A 16,767-nucleotide genomic window follows, 5' to 3' on the forward strand; every position below is an offset into this window, starting at 1 on the left:
CGGTTCGGTCCTCGGTTGGGTGGTCAGGAGGTGAGCAGGCAGGTGTCCCAGCCGGTCGCGGGGGCGGCGCCGGTGGCGGGGGCGAGCAGGGCCAGGGCGGTGCCGGCGGCGCCCTCCAGGAAGGCCGGGCCCGCTGTCGCCAGGAGGTGGTGGGCCTGTTCGTCGGGGTCGGCGTGCGGAGGGTGGGTGGTGTCCAGGAGCAGGTCGGCGGACGAGCGCAGCCGGCCGGTGTTGCGGGGTGAGGCGTCGGCGGCGGTGCGGTGGGCGATGTGGGCGAGGCCGGCGTAGCCGTGGCAGGCGGACAGGTCGGTGGTCGCGGCGAGCGCCTTCGGGTCCACCAGCGCGGTGGCCAGGGCGCTTTCGGCGTCGTGGCGTAGGTGCGGGTCGTCGAGGGCGAGGGCGGCGAGCTGCAGGGCGCGGGCGATGCCCGCGGTGCCGTAGCACCAGCTCGGCCGTTGCGGCGGCAGCGGTCGGCGGTCCGGGCCGGTCAGGTGTGCGGGGGTGATCCAGTAGGGCCAGGTGTGGCCGTCGCGCCAATGCTCCAGCCAGGCCAGGACGGTGCGGATCGCTTCGCGCTGGCCGTCGACCTCGACGCCTTGCCGCAGTGCGAGGGCGAGGAGCGCGAGCGGCCCGGCGATCCCGTGCGCGAGGCCGAAGTTGGCGTGCCCGCCGGGGAACCGCTCGTCCACCTCACCGGATGGACTGGCGAGCGTCCACCAGCCGGGCAGGACCTCCCCATGCTGCTTGACGTCCTCGGCCAGACGGACCAGGCAGGCCAGGACCCGCCGGATCGGATCCCCGCCGGGACCCCTGCGCAGCAGGACCGAGCCGATGCCGGCCAGCCCCCGGATCGTGTCGAACTCGGCGAGCGCCGGTAGTTCGCCGCGCTCGATCCGGGCCTCGGCCTGCTCGCAGCGGCGCACCGCATCGGCGGCCACGACCTCGTAGAGGTGAGCGAGGGCACGCTGGTAGGAACCGGGGCGGGCCTGGGCGGCGCAGGTGAGGGCATGGGCGAGCGCGGGTGCACCGTAGTAGAGGTAGCTGTCCGTCCCGCTGGTGACCGGGATGCCGGCCGCGACCGACAGCCAGGCACGCACTGGCTCCCACGGGCCGAGGCCCATGGCGGCGCGCTCGATGTGCAGCAGGGCGATTCCCGGGGCGCCGTGGGCAAGGGACTGGCGCCACTGCGGGCGCGACGACCAGGCCGCGGGGGCAGCTGCCGGGTCGATGAGGAGTTCGGCGATCTGGTCGGACAGCCGAAGCGCTGGGTGCGGGCTGGTCACCGGTCACCGTCCCGGGCCAGGCGGGCGAGGGCCGCGGCGCGGGCCAGGTAGAGAACCTGGGCCTCGTCGTCGAAGTCGATGCGGTGCGCACGGACGTACGAGCAGTGCAGGAGGGAGCCGAGGACGTCGTCGGCCTGCACGCCTTGGGTGTGGGGGCCGGGGAAGTGCCGGCGGTACCAGTCGAGCGCCACGTGGCGGCCCGTCCAGGCGTCGACGATGGCATTGCCTGCGGGCTCCGCGCGCAGCGCCGCCCAGTCGTTGGCCGGGTCCGCGAGGCGTACGGCCTCGCGGAAGACCGGTCTGGGCACGGGTGCCGGGGCTTGGGTGGGGACGTTGTCGACGAGCCAGCGCAGCCCGGAGGTGGTCGAGCTGGTGAATCCCGTTGTGATGGCGACCGCGTGGGCGGCGAGCAGCGCCTGCCGGTCGGGCAACGCGGGCTGGGACAGCTGGGCGAGGACGGCGGCGGAGTCCGCGCGGAAGACATCTTCTGCTGCGGCCCAGGCGGGTCCTTCGCCCCACCGGCCCGTCTCGGCGTAGGAGGTCGGGTACACGACCTCGGACAGCAGCCCGGCCTGGTGGAGCTCGGCGGTCCAGCTGCTGATTACGGCGGCGGCCGGCCCGAAGGCGGCCGGGTCGGGCAGGGCGATGCGCAGTCGCAGGTGCTGGCGCGGGTCGCGGAAGCGGACGAACCACCACGCCGGGTGCCCGAGCCGCGTGAGGAGGTCGGGCAGGTGGCGGGTGAGGACGGTGTCCTGTCGTTCCAGGTCGCCGTAGAGGGAGGCGAGGAGCACGCGGGAGGTTCCGGGGGCGTCGCCGTGGTCCGGCTGCAGGATTCGGGCCGGGGTGGGCTTGGGCAGGCGCGGCCAGGCCGGTGCACGGGTAGCGGTGACCGGGATGGCGATCTCGTGGGCCCGGCCGCTGGCCCAGCCGAGGTCGGTGGGGTCGGGCTCCTCGACGAGGACCGCGTGCGGGGCGGAGCGGAGGTGATCGCGTAGTAGGGACCGGTGGTCGGGGTGGTCGAGGTCGAGGGGCAGGCCCTGGCTGTCGGCGGCCAGCATCACGTGTCGCGGCGCCCGGTACCGCGTCAGCCACGATGTGAGGGCTTCGTCCCACTGCTGGCGTGGGGCGTTGGGGGCGGGGAGTTCGGCGGCGGTGAGCCGCCAGGCGGCTGGGGAGAGGATGATGCGCCGGCGCCGCAGCCGGGGCCGGAAGGGCAGTGCGTGGAGCGAGCCCCAGTCGAAGCGGGTGACCTGGTCGGTCTGGGCGCGGGAGAGCTCGGTGATCAACCGGGCGAGCGGCGGGGTGTGGGTGCGCAGATTGAGGGCGTGGGTGGCGGCGGCCTCGATGCGGATGCCGAGGGCCGGTGCCGCCAGGTACATGCGCCGCCCGTCGCAGCCAACCGCGAGGTCTTCGGGGCTGAGGACGCCGTCGGAGGCGGGGCGGTGCTCGGCGAGGCTGATCACCAGCTGGCCGCTCGCCGTGCTGCGGGCGACGTGCCCGGTCGCCGGGTCCAGTGGCGGGTACGACAGCTGCGCGGTGACGGTACGGTCGTCCATTGTCGGTAGGTTCGTCAGCAGGTCGGTGAACGCTGCCTGGTGCTCGGGTTCGAGCAGGTGGAGGAAGCGTCCGACGCAGACGCCGGCCGCGCGGGACACCGACGCCACCTCGAGTCGGAAGTCGCCCCGGTCGAGGGCCTGTCGGGAGCTGGCGTGGAGGCGGGCGACGATCTCCAGGTGCGGTGGCAGGCGGGGCTCGGTCGGCCCGAGGGCGAGCGCGGCGAGCAGTTCCTCGTCGAGGACGACCTCGCGCTCGCGTTCGAGTGCTGCCCGCTGGGCGAGGCAGGCGAGCAGCTGATCGCGTTCGTTGAAGCGCGGTGCCTCGGAGGGCCGGGCACCCGGGTAGCCATCGGGCCAGCCGATCCCGCTGTCGGCCACCATGTCGAGCAGCGGAACCAGCGCGCCGCGGCCGTAGCGCTCGTAGAACCGCTGGTGATAGGAGCGCCACGCCGCCGTGCCGTTGGGCGCGGCGCTGAGCCGGGCCAGCAACTGGGCGGCTCGGGCGGCCTCGTCGGCCACCGCGTGCGGGAGGACCAGGTCAGCGTCCAGCCGCAGGTCGACGGCCGGCACTGGACGGCCACCCTCGGCGCGGCGGAGATCGGCCAGGATCTCGGTCGTCTCGGCGATCTGGTCGGCGCCGGCCTTCTCCAGGGCCGCCAGGAGATACCCGAGGGGGTCGGGCTCGGTGGCGGGGGCGTGGAGGTTCGTGACGAGCGCCCGCTGGGCGACGAGTTCGGACAGGATGCCGGTGACCTGGGCGCCGGTGGCCGTGGGGAATTCGGCGTGGACCTTGTCCGCCAGGTCCTGGAAGCGGAGCGGATGCCGGGCGGCGGCGAGCGCGAAGGCGACAGGGCGGGTATGGCGCAGGGTCGTCTCGGCCGCGGCCGTGCCGCCTGTGTGGCGGGCGAGCGGCCGGTGGGGGACGACGAGTCGATCGCCGCGCACCTGAACGGTGTTGTTCGCCGCTACGTCGAGGCGGGCCAGCACGGCGGAGTGGCGTTCCAACTGCTCGATCACGCCTGCGAGTCGGGACGCCGAGACGCGGGTGACAACGCGGTGCCTGTCACCCCACCGGACGTCGCAGGACGGTCCGAACGATGCGGCCTGCACTCCGGCGAAGTACCCGAACGGGGTGGCGCGGCCGGCCGCGCGCAGGAGGTACCGGGCAGTGGCGTGCGCCGCGCGCCGCACCTCGCGCGGGTCGGGATGCGGCGCGGCGATCAGCTGGGCGACACGATCGGTGAGGGCCGGGCTCGCCAGGTCGAGGGACTGGACGAGGTCGTTGTCGGCCCAGAGCGTGTGCAGCCACAGCACCTGCTGGTGCGTCGCGTCGGTGTCTTCACCGTCGAGGTCCGGCCAGTCGGGAACCAGCCGGTCGGGGTGCGCGATGGCACGCACGAGCGCCACGCCGGCGGCGCGGTAGGAGGCCGTGGGAGCGGGTTGACGCATGGCGGCGGACCTCTGGTTTCGGAGACGGGACGTTGGTGGGGGCCGGTTCCCCGGGAGCGTGTCCCGGGAAACCGGCCGAAGGGTCAGTGCAGGCCGGTGGTGCAGGCGCCGCAGGTGCTGCCGCAGCCGTCATCGGTGAGGACCTGCAGGCTGGCCGTGTCGGTGGTCTCGACGGTGCGGACGTCGAGGTCGAACTCGTCGCCGACGGCGGCCGTGGTGGCCGTGGTCTCGATCTTCTGAGCCATGGTTGGCTTCTCCTTCGGAGGTTTTCCCTTGCGGGACCTGGAGCCGGGGCGCGGGATGCGCCCCGTATCACCAGGAGACGGTGGGGCGGCAGTGCCGCGTGTTGACGGTCAGTCGCTCTGCGGGAGGCAGCAGTTCGCCGGGAGTGCCCTCGGGGCGGCTTTCGGCGTGCGCGGTGGTGGGGCTGGGCAGCGACCATGGGGCGGGAAAGCCGGGGCCGAGGCCGAGCGTGGGGTGCGGTTCGCCCAGCGCGCGCAGTATCAGCCGCTCGCCCAGGAAAGCGGTGCGTCCGTGCAGCAGGCGGTGGTTGTCCAGCACGACGCCCTGCCCTGGGGTCAGGCGAAGCCGGACGGTGTTGCGGTCGATGGCGCGGCGCAGAGCCGGCAGGTGCGTTTCGGCGTCGGGCGAGAACCGGGCGAGGTCGTCCTGCCGCAGCCGCAGCCGCCAGCGGCCGTCGGACAGCGGCTGGAGAACGGGGGTGAAGTGGCCGCCCGATCCGCCGAAGTAGGCGGCCCGGTCGACGGAGAGCGCCTCGAGGGCGGCGGGGTGGTGCGCGGTCAATTCGGCGAGGACGGCCTGGCCGTCGACCAGGAGGCTCTCTCCGCCCTCGTCGCCGGCCCGTGCGCACGCCAGCAGGATCAGGCGCGGCGGATCCGGCTGCTGCGCGCACTCGGTGTGCAGGGCCAGCGGGCCACGCCCCAGACCGGCGAAGCCCGGCCGTCCGGTGTGGCGGCCGGTGTCACGGATGACGGTTAGCCCGTCCGGGTCGGCATCCCGGTGCTGCCACAGGGAGGACATCAGCCGACCGGCCGCGAGGAGCACATCGTCGCGCCCGCCCAGCCTGGAGAGCCTCAGCAACCCGTGCTCGCGCAGCACCTCGCCGGCCCGCTCGCGCCCTGCTCCGTCCAGCACGCTCGCGGTGAAGACCTCGCCGGCGCTGCTGTTGGTGTCGGAAGACGGCATGGTGGATCTCCCTCGTGGGACCGATTGGATGGGAGGCGACACACTCTCCAGCCCGGACCGGCCCGATGGAAAGTGACAGATTGTCAAAGCGTGATCACTGGCTCGCGATGCGTCGTGCCACTGCGCGACTGCTACCTTCGATGGGCCCGTGCCCGCCCGCTTGCCCCGGAAGAAGCGATGACCGGACAGACAGAACAGCCTTACGTGCCACCGGCTTTCCCGATCTCCATCAAGGGCGTCGTGCTCGACCAGCAGCAGCGGGTGCTGCTGCTGAAGAACGAGCGCCAGGAGTGGGAGCTGCCCGGCGGGAAGCTGGAGGGGACCGAGACCCCCGAGGAACGGGTGGTCGCGGAGATCCAGGAGGAGAGCGGCTGGACGGCGACCGCCGGTCCGCTGCTGGACGTGTGGATGTACGAGCCGATCCCCGGCCGCAAGGTCTTCATCGTCACCTACGGCTGCACCGCCACCGACGCCTCTCGGCCTCCGGTTGTCAGCCACGAGCACAAGGAAGCCGGCCTCTTCCACCGCGACGAGGTGCCCGGTCTGGTCATGCCGCAGGGCTACAAGGACTCCGTCGCCCGCTGGTACGAACTGCAGGACCGGGCCTGACCGGTGGCCCGGATCGACCTCAACGGTGGAATCCGCTGGCACTGGACCACCCCGAGGGCCCAGGACATCCTGCGCCGCCGCGCTCTGCCCGAGATCCTGCAGCTGTACCGGGAGATCCACAGCCTGCCGCAGCAGGAACTCGCAGACCTCCTCGGCTACTCCACCAGCTACGTCTCCCGCATCGAGACCGGCTCGCGCACCATCACCGACGTCGGCGCCCTGCGCCACATCGCCGATCGACTCGGCCTGCCGCCGCACTGTCTTGGCATCACTGATGACGCCGACGGAGACCACCAACTCGTGATCCAGCTCGCCGACTCCGTCCTGCGCCTGGCCGAGATCGCCCGCCAGGCCGGGCAGGCCACCACCGCCGTCGCGGAACTGTGGCCGCTGGTCGCCCGCCTGGAGGCCCGCACCGCCGACGGGCACGCGGACCTCGACACCCTGCGTCTGCTCGCCCGCGCCAGAGTCGGTCTCGGCGTCGCCCTCGGCCACGTACTGCCGGAGGAACGCCTGGCCACAGCCGCCAGCTGGACCGGCAAGGGCCTCAGCATCGCCCGACGCCTGGACGACCCGGGCCTCCAAGCCCACGCCCTGCGCCACCACGGCAACGAACTGCGCAAGTCCGGCCTGCACCTCCGCGCGCTCGACCGCCTCGCGCAGGCACGCGACACCGCCCGCACCATTACCGAACGCGCCGAAGCCGTCGTCCTCCTCGCCCGCGCCGCCGGAGCCGCGGGAAACGCCCCCGTCTTCGACGAGGCGGTCGAGGCCGGCCACCGACTCCTGGACGAGGCGCCGCCCACCGCGTTGTTCTCTGAGTTCACTATCCACGAGGTCCGCCTTCGCGGTCTCATGAGTACCGGACGGGTCGCGAAAGCAGTGCGGCAACTCGACCGGGCGCCGGCCGCCGGCCTCGGGGCGACCGCGCAGTGGCGGATCATCGCGGCAATCACCGCCGGGCAGGTACTGTTGCGCCGCGGAGACCTTGCAGGTGCGGGTGAGCAACTGAACGCCGCGATCGACGGTGCCACCATGCACTGCCTCCCTCACCAGCTCCAGCGCATCGTCCGCGCAGGCGGCAACGTGCCTGATGTCCAGGAGCGGGCCAACGGGGCACTCGACCAGCTCCGCGCCGAGATAGCGGCTTGACACGCGGTTCAGCGTCCCCGTGGTCGACAATTCACTACTCCCCTCCTGGTGTTGGATCGCTTGGGCTGTCCCCGGTAGCAACTGAGTACGGGTTGCCGGGCATCGCGCGGTCGCGGTGCGTCGGCGCTGAAGGCTAGGGACGGCGGGCCGGGATGGCCGTGGCGCCGGTCAGACGCGCAGGGCGTCGTCGGCTCGGCGGTGCTCGGAAAGCGGCAGCGGTGCCGCCATCAGGTGCAGGGAGTCCGCGAGGGACCAAGCGCTGAACCCTTGCGGGTAGTTGCCGAGTTGGCGCTTCTCGGCCGGGTCGTATTCCTCGGCGAGGAGGCCGAGGTCGCTGCGCAGCGCGAGGAGTCGCCCCGTGAGGTCGTGGGCCTCGGCGGGCCGGCCGATGAGGTGGAGGGCGTCGGCGAGCCAGAACGAGCAGGCGAGGAAGGCGCCTTCGTGTCCGGCGAGGCCGTCGACGTTGTCTGCTTCCCGGGTGACGTAGCGGCGGATCAGGCCGTCGGGGGTGGTGAGGTGGCGCTGGATCGCCTCGACGGTGCCGATCACCCGCTTGTCGTCCGGGGGCAGGAAGCCCACGCGCGGGATGAGCAGCAGGGCCGCGTCGAGGTCCGGGCTGCCGTAGCTCTGGGTGAAGGTGTTGCTCTCCGGGTCGTAGCCGTTGGCGCAGACGTCGGCGTGGATCTGGTCGGCGAGCTGGTGCAGGTTCGCGAGCAGCACGGTGTCGACGACCGGGCGGCGCTCCAGGATGCGAAGGGTGCGGTCGACGGCGACCCACGCCATCACCTTGGAGTGGGTGAAGTGCCGGCGGGGACCGCGGATCTCCCAGATCCCCTCGTCGCGGTGCCGCCACCGCTGCTCCACTTGCCGTGTGAGGTCGAGAAGCAGGAGGTCGGCGGCGGGGTCGGGTGCGGCGCCGGCCTGTTCCATGGTCCACAGGGCGTCGGTGATCTCGCCGAACACGTCGAGCTGGAGCTGGCCGGCGGCGCCGTTGCCGATGCGCACCGGCGCGGACGCCTGGTAGCCGGGCAGGTGCGCCAGGGTGCGCTCGGTCAGGTCCTTCTCGCCGCTGAGCGCGTAGATGACCTGCATCCGCTGGGCGCCGCCGGCAGTGGCGATGGTGCGGGTCAGCCACTGCCGCCAGGCGAGGGCCTCGTCGAGGTGGCCGAGGCGAGTGAGCGCGGTGGCGCTGAGCGCGGAGTCGCGCGGCCACACGTAGCGGTAGTCCCAGTTCCGCTGGCCGCCGATCTCCTCGGGCAGGGAGGTGGTGGGGGCGGCGACGATCCCGCCCTCGTGGTGGCACAGCAGTTTGAGGGTTGTCGCGGCGCGCAGGACCGCGGGCCGGTCGGGGCCGTAGTAGGTGCAGCGCGCTGTCCAGGTCCGCCAGTAGGCGCGCGCGGCCCGGAGCGCGGCTGGGCCGTCGGGGACCGGCGGGACCGGCCCGCCGGGGGCGTGGTGGGTGAGCGCGAAGACGACCTGCTGCCCGGCCTCGATGGTGAACTCGGCGCGCACGTCGCCCTGGTGGACCGTGACCGGCGCGGTGGCGTCGAGCCAGTACACCTCCGGGGCGCTGCCCACGGCGATCCTTCGGGTACCGGCGTCGTCGACGTCGCGGATCAGCGGCAGGGAGGTGGTGCCGTAGCCGGGACGCAGGCGGGCGAGGGAGCGCATGGCCACGGTGCCGGTCAGGCCCTCGACTATGCGGATCACCTGCGGGGCGGGGGCGTTGCCCGGGCCAGGTGCCGGGGTGGGCATGAAGTCGACCACCCTCGCCGTGCCGGTGGCGGTGTGCCAGTCGGTGACCAGGACGGCGCCCGCGCCCTCGTAGCGGCGGACCGGCGGCTCAGCGGCGTCGGCGGGGGCGATGCGCCACAGCCCGTGGTCATCGGTCCCGAGCAGCGAGGCGAAGAGGGCGGAGGAGTCGAAGCGGGGCAGGCACAGCCAGGTGATGGCGCCGTCCCGGTGGACGAGCGCAGCGGAGCAGGTGTTGCCGATGACGGCGTGGTCCTCGATCAGACCGGGGGCGACGACGGGTTGGGCGGACACGGACATGCGGCGGCTCCGGGGAGGTACGGGTGGGAGGGGAGTTCAGGCGGCGCGGAGGGCTGCCAGCTGCTGGAGGGCGGCGGCGACGGTGGCGGCCAGCGTGGTGTGGACGGTCAGCCACGGAAGCTCGTGGTGCAGCCTGCCTGGCATGCCGCTGCGCCAGGCGGTGTCGGGGCCCCAGCCGACGACGAGCGAGCCGCGGCCGGAGAGGACCTGCCGGCTGTAGAGGTCGGCGACGGTGATCGGCCCGGCCGGTTCCCAGAAGAGCACCACGTCGGCGCACCGGATGGTGGTGGACTGCCAGCCCAGCGGAGCCCAGGCGGCGAACCGCCCGGTCCCGGCGGCCGGGTGGCGTGGGAACGGGTCGAGCACGGTCCCGTCGTAGCCGGACGTCGCGAGTAGGGTGGCGGCCTGCTCGCGCCACTCGTCTCCGTCGACGGCCCGGCCCGCCAGGTACACCGACGGGCGGCCGTCAGGGGTGTACGGCTCGGGCGGGTGGATCACTCTCACGCGGCCGCTCCCGCATTCGCCACCGAGGGGCGGGGCAGGGCGGCGGTGGCCGGGATCGTGCCGGTGGTCAGGAGCACCGCGAGGGTGTGCCCGCGGGTGCGGGTGCGAAGGAGCCGGCCGACCTCGCGTGCGGTCTCCTTGACCTTGCGCTCGGGGATCGACAGCAGGTCGGCGGCCTGGGCGCTGTCGTGGCCGGCGAGCGCGGTCATCACGGCGAGCTGCTCGGCGGACAGCTCCGGAAGCGGCAGGGTGACGTCGCGGGTGATCTCCGCGGTGTCGATGGCGCCGCCGGCCACGCACCGGGCCACGGTGAGCACGGTGCGGTGGAAACCGAGCCGCTGGTTCACCCGGGCCACCCGGTTGTTGACGGTTCGGTAGTGCTGGCCGAGGAGCTTTGCCGCGCCGGCGATGGTGTGGCCCGCGGCGAGCGCTGTGACCGCGGCCCGTTCGTCGGCGCTCAACGGCACCGCGGTGCCGGGTGGGGTGCCGGGTTCGCGGCTGTGCGTGGTCACGGTGGTGTGGCTCCTCGGAGGGGTGCGGCTGTTGGAGTGCGGCCCTGACCCGGACGGCCGCCATGGGTTGGTGCTCGTGCTCAGCGCCCGCGAAGGGCGGGCCCGTGCGTGCCCGCTGGACGGCGCGGGCCCGGACCGAGGGCAGCCTGGTTCACGCTGCGGCGCTGACGGGCGTTTCTGCAGGAAGCTCGGCCCAGGCGGGCGTGATGTGTGCGGGCTCGACCAGTCCGCACAGGACTCCGGCGACGGCGGCCTGCTCCTGCCGGTGGACGCCGAGGGCGTTCAGGACGCGGGCGGAGTAGCCGCGCATGGTTCCGACGGCGACACCGAGCTCGGCCCGGACCTCCTCGGGGCTGGTCCCGCCGGCCCAGGCCCGCAGGATGCGCAGCATGCGCGGCGGGAGGTGCGGCAGGGTGGTCTGGGCGGCGCAGGGCTGGGTGGTGCTGGTGACGATCCGCTGGGCGGTGGCCCAGGCGGCGGCCTGGGTGCGGGTGTGACAGCTGGTCTTGTCCAGAAGCGCGGTGACCGCGCCTGCGATGGAGTTGAGCGGTCGGCCGGTGGTGGTGGAGATGGTCCGCTCGCTCGCGGCGGCGGCGAGCAGCTGCAGGAGTGTGCGCTCGTCGGGGGTGAGATCGGGGCCGGGCAGCGGGAGCGGCGGCGGGTTCATGGCGGGGCTTCCTTCGCGGGGTTAGAGGTCGGTGGGGATCGGGGTGTCGGGGGCGGCGAGGTGGTGCAGCAGCCGGACGCCGAGGCGGGCGGCGGCGTGGGCGCCGATGGTCACGACGAGGTCGCCCGGCGCGGCGAGCCGTGCGAGGACCTGTTCCGCAGCCGGCGCATCGGGGCCGTGACCGAGGACAGTGATCTGCTCTGCGGGCATGCCCGCGGCGATGGCGGCGCGCCGGATTGCGGCGCGCTCGTCGTCCAGGCGGGTGCCCGGCATCGGCGAGTGGACGGGCAGCAGCACCGTGCGGTCCGCCAGCGCGACGGCTTCACCAACACGATGGGCCAGCGCGCCGGTGCGGGTGTGGCCGTCGGGCTCGAACGCGGCCAGGACGCGGCCCTCGGTCAGCAGGCGGGCGGCGGCGAGGTCGGCGGTGATCTCCTCGGGGTGGCGGGCTCGGGAGGCCATCACGGTGACGCCACGCTGGGTGCCGCTGCGGGTCAGGTGCCCGTCGATGCCGCGGAACGCGCTGATCCCGCGGGCCAGGTCCACGCCGCGCGCACCGAGGACCAGACCGGCGGCGAACGCGGCTGCGGCGGCGAGGGCGTGGTGCCGGCCGGGCACGGCGAGGGTGAACTGGTGGAACTCACCGCTGGAGGTGTCCTGGACGGTGATGTGGGTGTCGCTGCCAGACCACACCTCCTGGACCAGACGCACGTCCGCATCGCGGTCGCGGCCGACGGTGAACACCTGCGGACCCGGGTCGCGGGCGAGCCGATCGGCCAGCAGCCGCGCGCCCTGGTCCCACACGCACAGCACGACCGCGGCGGCCCGGCGCGCGGCCCGCTCGGCCGCGGCCAGGGCGGAGGCGAAGTCCTCGGTGTGCGGGGGGTTGGCGTCGATGCCTGTGACCAGCAAGACCCTCGGGGTGCAGTGCGCGGTGGGCACCGCCGCCTCGTGCGTGGTGTTGTCGTCGCCGAGGTCGGCGATCAGCAGGCCGCCGCCGCTGGCGTGCCCGGCCGGGGCGCCGATGGGCGGCTCGTTCAGCACCCAGCCGGGGTTGCGGTGGGCGAGCGCGGAGGTCAGGATCGCGGCCGGCATCTCGGTGGAGTGGGTGCCGGTCACCGCGACGCTCACCGGGGCGTGGTCGACGAGCTCGCCGAGCGCGCCCAGGCGCCCGAGCACCGGGATGCCGAGCCCGCCGGCGGCGTCCAACTCCGCGCGGGGCCGAGACTCGGCGCCCTGCCACACCGCGCACGAGCGGCCCACCATCCGAAACCCCGAGCCCGGACGGTGCAGCCGTACCCCGGCCCGCTCGATCTCGGCCAGCAGCTGGTGATCCGCGCCGAGCGGCGCGCAGGCGCTCACCCGGGCTCCGGCACCGGCCAGGTAGAGGGCCAGGCCCGTCATGCCGGGCAGATGGACGTCCAGCAGGTGGGGGCGCGACAGCCGCTCGGTCAGCGCCGGCCCGCACACCGCAGCCCTGCTGGTGATGGGGGTGATGTCGGTTCTCAACGCTCTCTCCTCTCCTCCAAGTTGGTGGGCCGGCCGCCCGCGAGGCGCGGGGGACTCGCGCGGGCGGCCGACCGGTCTGCTACGCCTGGGCGAAACCCCAGGCGAGTTCGGCGTCGGTGACGGTGTGCGCGAGGGCGAGGACCTCGCGCCGCCCGGCCACCACGAGGTGCCCGGCCACCTCGCCGCCGAGGAGCTCCAGGGCCAGCGGGCTGGACTCCATCGCCGCCACGGCCTCGGTCAGGCTGGTGGGCAGGGTGGGCGCGTCCCACGCCTCGTAGCCGTCGCCCTCGCACGCCTGCGGCGGCTTCAACTCCCGCTCCAGGCCGTGCCGGATGCCCGCCGCGACCGCGGCCAGCGCCACGTACGGGTTCGCGTCCGCACCCGGCACCCGTACTTCCAGGTGCAGCCCCCGCCCGTGCCCGACGACCCGGACCGCGCAGGTGCGGTTGTCCCGACCCCACACGCTGCGGGTCGGCGCGAAACTCCGCGGGCGAAGCCGGCGGTAGGAGTTCACGTGCGGCGCCCACATCGGTCCCGTCACGGACAGCACCTCCAGCACACCCGCCACCGCGGCCAGGCCCTCCGCGGACAGCTCGGCCTCCCCACGCTCGGTGCACATCGCCGGCTCCGCGCCGCGCCACAGGGACACGTGCAGGTGCATCCCGGACCCGACGCCGGTGGCCGGGGCCGCCATGAACGTCGCCGACATCCGGTGCTGGTCCGCCACCGCGCGGGCTGCATGCTTGAACAGCACGTGCTGCCAGCACGCCGCCTCCGCCTCCCCGTACGGGAACGTCACCTCCACCTGCCCCGGCGAGGACTCGGTCTTCACCGCCTCCACCGGCATGCCGGCCTCGCGCAGCACCCGGCGAAGATGCCGCGTGTAGGCCGTGAGCTGGGACGGCTGGTCGAGCGCGTAGTCGCGGTTGTCCCGCGTCACCGGCACCAGCTGGCGGAAGGCATCGTCGGCGGCCTCCTCCGCGGTCCCCTCGAAGACCGTGAACTCCGTCTCGATGCCGACCTTCAGCCGGTAGCCGAGACCGGCCAGCTGGAGGAGCTGCGCCTGGAGGATCGCGACCGGGCCGGTCGGCAGCGGAACGGCGCCGGGGGCGATCGGCTCGGCGGGCAGCAGCGCGGTCGCCGGCAGCCACGGAAGCCGCGTCGCCCGAGACCGGTCGGGCAGCAGCAGTACGTCGCCGAACCCGCCGCCCCACGAGGCGGACATCCCCAGGTCCGTGTCGAACAGGTAGCCGCACACCTCCGGAGTGAACGACCCATCGCACAGCCGGGGAAGCAGGAACTCCGCGTCGAGCTCCTTGCCCTTAAGCCGGCCCTGGCCGTCGACCACCCCGAGCAGCACGGTGTCCACCGCGCCGTCGGCCGCCCACCCTTCCAGCGCGTCCCTGGTGCCAGACGTCGGCGTCGGCAGAGCGTTGGCCTGCGCCGTCCGGGCCTGCTTCGATCGCTTGCGGGCCATCACACGACCCCGATCGTCAGCTCGGCCAGCTCAGCGTTGGACTGGACCGGCGGGTTGTAGGTCCGCCCCGCCGTCCGCCACCACGCCCACGCCCCCACCAGCGCGACGCCGAGAGCGACGGGCGCGTAGTTGAAGGTGTCACCGGTGACCGGGTACGCCTGCGGCAGGCAGAACAGCAGAGTGACCACCGCCACCCAGCACACCGCCACGACACCGACCGGCCGGCTCCACCGCCCGAGGTGCCACGGCCCGGCCTGAAACCGCGACCCGGCCCGCAGCCGCAGGTAGACCGGCACCGCGTACGCCGGCGTCATGCCCAGCACGTTGATCGCCGTCACCGCCCCGTACGCCACCGGGCTCCACAGCGCCGGCAGCGCCAGCACCGCCGCCACCGTGACCGACAGCCACACCCCAGCCACCGGCGTCCCCGTGCGCTCCGACACCCGGCTCCACAGCCCCGACCCCGGCAGCGCCCCGTCCCGGGAGAACGCGAACACCATCCGGCTCGCCGCCGCGGTCTCGGCGTTCCCGCAGAACAGTTGGGCGAGGATCACCACGGCCAGCAGCACCTTGGCGCCCGTCAGTCCGAGAGCGTCGAGGAAGATCTGTGCCGGCGCGGCACCGGTCGCCGAGGCGAGGACGCCGTCGTAGTCCTGGACCGCGTACAGCATCCCGGCCAGTAGCACGAACCCGGCGATCCAGCTCACCCAGATCGACCGCACGATCCCCCGGGCCGCCGACACCGACGCCTTCGTGGTCTCCTCGGACATGTGCGCCGAGGCGTCGTACCCGGAGAACGTGTACTGCGCCAGCAGCAGCCCCAGGGCGCTGACGTAGATCGGGTTGGACCAGCCGGTGTTGTTCACGAAGTGGCTGAACACCCAGGTCGTGTCCTGGTGGTGAGAGGGAACCAGCGTCAGCGCGCCGACGATCAGCGCCACGCCGCCGATGTGCCACCACACCGAGATGCCGTTCAGGAGCGACACCACCCGCACACCCCGCAGGTTCAGCGTGGCGTGCAGCACCAGGATCGCCAGAAAGATCCCGAACAGGGAACCCGGTGTCGGCGAGTAGCCCCACTGGAGGTTGAGGAACGCCCCGACGAAGGAGGCGGCGCCGTAGTCGATGCCGGCGATCCCACCGACCAGGCCCAGCAGGTTCAGCCACCCGGTGAACCAGCCCCACCGTGGGCCGCCCAGCCGGTGTGCCATGAAGTACAGCGCGCCCGACGTCGGGTAGGCCGAGGTGACCTCGGCCAGCGCCATGCCGACCAGCAACACCATGAACCCGACACCGATCCAGCCCAACAGCATCACCGCCGGACCCCCGGTGTTCAGACCGAAGGCGAACAGCGTCATGCACCCGGACAGGATGCTGATCACGGAGAAGCTGATGGCGAAGTTGCCGAACTCGCCCATTCGGCGGGTCAGTCTGGGCTCGTAGCCGAGCCGGCGGAGCTGTTCCTCGTCGGCGGATGGGGTGGTGTGGGCAGGGAACATCGGGAGAACCTCCGTTGGCGAGGGGGACGTGAGAGCCGTGGACGGGCAGGCAGCGGGCGGGTCAGGCCGATGCGGTCGCGCGGCCGGCGTGCGCCTGGAGCTGGGCGGTGAGCAGCAGCTCTTCCCCTTTCTCGGGCGAGTCGGCGAGGTGGGTCCAGGGAGCGCGCGAGGCGAAGGGTCCGAGGGCCGAGAAGACCTGCACGGCCGCGTCCATCTGGGCCGACGCCCACAGCGCATGGGCGAGATAACTGAGGTCGACGACCGGCCATGAACCGGGCTCCGCCTCAACCCAGCTTGCGTACGCCCGCACACTCCGGGAGAAGTGAGGTTCCCGAAGCCATTGGCGACGCACCGCATCTTTGCGTCTCTCGTTGCGGTACTGATCGACCGACAGATAGAGCGGCAGCGCTGCAAGCGGAGAACCGTCCCGAGCGGCCGGTACGACTCTGTGGACGAAGTCGGTTGCCGCCGGCCGGTAGATGCGGGTCCAGTACCGCAGCATGCGGTGGTGAGACTCCCTGTTGCCGGGATCACGCTTGAGCGCCTCGTCGAGCAGGCCCCACGGTCCAGTCGGCAGCAGTGGATCTGATGAGCGAAGCCCGTGCTCGGGGCGATGCTGGCGTGGATCCAGTGAAGCCAGCGCGAGGAGACAAACCCATGGCACTGGGTCTGAGGGATTCGCCTGCGCGGATTCCCAGCACGACTCCCGCGCGGCCTGCTCCAGATGAACTGCTTCCGGTGATTGAGCCTCCGCCGCCATCAAGGCGTGCTCGACCATGACGCGGGTCTTCAGGATGGAGAGCCCCGGGTCTTCCGGCTCCTCGCACCTCCAACGAGAAAGCACCGTCGACCTGGCAGCGACCAGCGCGAGCACCTGCGTCCGGGAAGTGCGGCGCGCCCAGTCCTGCCCGGTTGTGGCCAGCAAACGCTGCGTCGACAGCCAGCGCCCCGCCTGAAGGTCGTCCACCGCTGTCCGCAGCTCCTCGTCGAGCCCGGCAGGGTGGTACGCCGGCCGCGCCGGACGTGCGGTGTTCATGGTGGCCGAATCCTCCCTCTCATGGGCATGACAGACTGTCGCTCCCCGAAACCGGGGTTCAGATCGAACGTTGGCCAACCGGGTTCCACGCAGCGGCAAATGGGCACAGGTCAGGACTGGGGTTGGTGCCCGGATGCCCGACTTCCGGCGGCGAGTCATACAGAAGCAGCACGAAGCGCTGGAGAACAGAGCAGACTTGACGCACTGATGGCGCATTACTGCGACAAAGTGCCTGCTGAGCTGGGTCTTTGTCGCG

General features: G+C 73.0%; 14 protein-coding genes. 2 read left to right on the forward strand and 12 right to left on the reverse strand.

All coding sequences use genetic code 11. The annotated features are described in order from the left end of the window. Nucleotides 1–23: 23 nt before the first annotated feature. The 4 genes from QSK52_RS34920 to QSK52_RS34935 form a co-directional block, all read right to left on the reverse strand. The gene (locus QSK52_RS34920) at nucleotides 24–1,283 is read right to left on the reverse strand and encodes a lanthionine synthetase C family protein (RefSeq protein ID WP_285740276.1); all 1,260 of its coding nucleotides are present in this window, start codon (nucleotides 1,281–1,283) and stop codon (nucleotides 24–26) included. Next, nucleotides 1,280–4,288, reverse strand: a complete 3,009-nt coding sequence (locus tag QSK52_RS34925) for a lantibiotic dehydratase (RefSeq protein WP_285740277.1) — start codon at nucleotides 4,286–4,288, stop codon at nucleotides 1,280–1,282. The genes QSK52_RS34920 and QSK52_RS34925 overlap by 4 nt, the downstream gene beginning before the upstream one ends. An 83-nt stretch (nucleotides 4,289–4,371) precedes the next feature. Continuing rightward, nucleotides 4,372–4,533 carry an FxLD family lanthipeptide gene (locus QSK52_RS34930; RefSeq protein WP_285740278.1) on the reverse strand — a complete coding sequence of 54 codons (162 nt, stop codon included), beginning with the start codon at nucleotides 4,531–4,533 and terminating at the stop codon, nucleotides 4,372–4,374. A 67-nt stretch (nucleotides 4,534–4,600) separates the two neighbouring features. Next, the gene (locus QSK52_RS34935; RefSeq protein ID WP_285740279.1) at nucleotides 4,601–5,494 is read right to left on the reverse strand and encodes a TauD/TfdA family dioxygenase; all 894 of its coding nucleotides are present in this window, start codon (nucleotides 5,492–5,494) and stop codon (nucleotides 4,601–4,603) included. A 177-nt stretch (nucleotides 5,495–5,671) separates the two neighbouring features. Here QSK52_RS34935 and QSK52_RS34940 point away from each other — a divergent pair, with 177 nt between their 5' ends. Together QSK52_RS34940 and QSK52_RS34945 are read left to right on the forward strand one after the other, a co-directional pair. Further along, entirely contained in the window at nucleotides 5,672–6,103 is a 432-nt protein-coding gene (locus tag QSK52_RS34940) for an NUDIX hydrolase (RefSeq protein ID WP_285740280.1), read from the forward strand. Nucleotides 6,104–6,106: 3 nt separating this feature from the next. Next, nucleotides 6,107–7,255: a helix-turn-helix domain-containing protein gene (locus tag QSK52_RS34945; RefSeq protein WP_285740281.1), complete on the forward strand. Its 1,149-nt coding sequence runs from the start codon at nucleotides 6,107–6,109 to the stop codon at nucleotides 7,253–7,255. 168 nt (nucleotides 7,256–7,423) lie between these two features. On the opposite strand, the gene QSK52_RS34950 is transcribed toward QSK52_RS34945, so the two are convergent. From QSK52_RS34950 to QSK52_RS34985, 8 genes are all read right to left on the reverse strand, one after another. Then, nucleotides 7,424–9,307, reverse strand: a complete 1,884-nt coding sequence (locus QSK52_RS34950) for a glycoside hydrolase family 15 protein (protein WP_285740282.1) — start codon at nucleotides 9,305–9,307, stop codon at nucleotides 7,424–7,426. Nucleotides 9,308–9,343: 36 nt separating this feature from the next. After that, nucleotides 9,344–9,811, reverse strand: a complete 468-nt coding sequence (locus QSK52_RS34955) for a hypothetical protein (RefSeq protein ID WP_285740283.1) — start codon at nucleotides 9,809–9,811, stop codon at nucleotides 9,344–9,346. Further along, nucleotides 9,808–10,323 carry a hypothetical protein gene (locus QSK52_RS34960; protein ID WP_285740284.1) on the reverse strand — a complete coding sequence of 172 codons (516 nt, stop codon included), beginning with the start codon at nucleotides 10,321–10,323 and terminating at the stop codon, nucleotides 9,808–9,810. The genes QSK52_RS34955 and QSK52_RS34960 overlap by 4 nt, the downstream gene beginning before the upstream one ends. A 151-nt stretch (nucleotides 10,324–10,474) precedes the next feature. Then, on the reverse strand, nucleotides 10,475–10,990 hold the full coding sequence (locus tag QSK52_RS34965) for a hypothetical protein (RefSeq protein ID WP_285740285.1): 516 nt from the start codon (nucleotides 10,988–10,990) through the stop codon (nucleotides 10,475–10,477). Nucleotides 10,991–11,011: 21 nt separating this feature from the next. Continuing rightward, nucleotides 11,012–12,499: a glutamate ligase domain-containing protein gene (locus QSK52_RS34970; RefSeq protein ID WP_285740286.1), complete on the reverse strand. Its 1,488-nt coding sequence runs from the start codon at nucleotides 12,497–12,499 to the stop codon at nucleotides 11,012–11,014. A 79-nt stretch (nucleotides 12,500–12,578) separates the two neighbouring features. Then, nucleotides 12,579–13,976, reverse strand: a complete 1,398-nt coding sequence (locus tag QSK52_RS34975) for a glutamine synthetase family protein (protein ID WP_285740287.1) — start codon at nucleotides 13,974–13,976, stop codon at nucleotides 12,579–12,581. Next, nucleotides 13,976–15,475, reverse strand: a complete 1,500-nt coding sequence (locus tag QSK52_RS34980) for an amino acid permease (protein WP_285740288.1) — start codon at nucleotides 15,473–15,475, stop codon at nucleotides 13,976–13,978. The genes QSK52_RS34975 and QSK52_RS34980 overlap by 1 nt, the downstream gene beginning before the upstream one ends. A 61-nt stretch (nucleotides 15,476–15,536) precedes the next feature. Beyond that, nucleotides 15,537–16,511 (reverse strand): hypothetical protein, encoded by a 975-nt coding sequence (locus tag QSK52_RS34985; protein WP_285740289.1) that lies wholly within the window; start codon nucleotides 16,509–16,511, stop codon nucleotides 15,537–15,539. Nucleotides 16,512–16,767: the final 256 nt, after the last annotated feature.

Source organism: Kitasatospora phosalacinea (genome assembly GCF_030268885.1).
GTDB classification, from domain to species: domain Bacteria; phylum Actinomycetota; class Actinomycetes; order Streptomycetales; family Streptomycetaceae; genus Kitasatospora; species Kitasatospora phosalacinea_C.

Excerpts from the sequence above, each read along its gene's own strand:
- QSK52_RS34925 (WP_285740277.1), bottom strand. The coding sequence starts at position 4,288 with ATGCGTCAACCCGCTCCCACGGCCTCCTACCGCGCCGCCGGCGTGGCG.
- QSK52_RS34930 (WP_285740278.1), bottom strand. The coding sequence starts at position 4,533 with ATGGCTCAGAAGATCGAGACCACGGCCACCACGGCCGCCGTCGGCGAC.
- QSK52_RS34935 (WP_285740279.1), bottom strand. The coding sequence starts at position 5,494 with ATGCCGTCTTCCGACACCAACAGCAGCGCCGGCGAGGTCTTCACCGCG.
- QSK52_RS34940 (WP_285740280.1), top strand. The coding sequence starts at position 5,672 with ATGACCGGACAGACAGAACAGCCTTACGTGCCACCGGCTTTCCCGATC.
- QSK52_RS34950 (WP_285740282.1), bottom strand. The coding sequence starts at position 9,307 with ATGTCCGTGTCCGCCCAACCCGTCGTCGCCCCCGGTCTGATCGAGGAC.
- QSK52_RS34965 (WP_285740285.1), bottom strand. The coding sequence starts at position 10,990 with ATGAACCCGCCGCCGCTCCCGCTGCCCGGCCCCGATCTCACCCCCGAC.
- QSK52_RS34975 (WP_285740287.1), bottom strand. The coding sequence starts at position 13,976 with ATGGCCCGCAAGCGATCGAAGCAGGCCCGGACGGCGCAGGCCAACGCT.
- QSK52_RS34980 (WP_285740288.1), bottom strand. The coding sequence starts at position 15,475 with ATGTTCCCTGCCCACACCACCCCATCCGCCGACGAGGAACAGCTCCGC.
- QSK52_RS34985 (WP_285740289.1), bottom strand. The coding sequence starts at position 16,511 with ATGAACACCGCACGTCCGGCGCGGCCGGCGTACCACCCTGCCGGGCTC.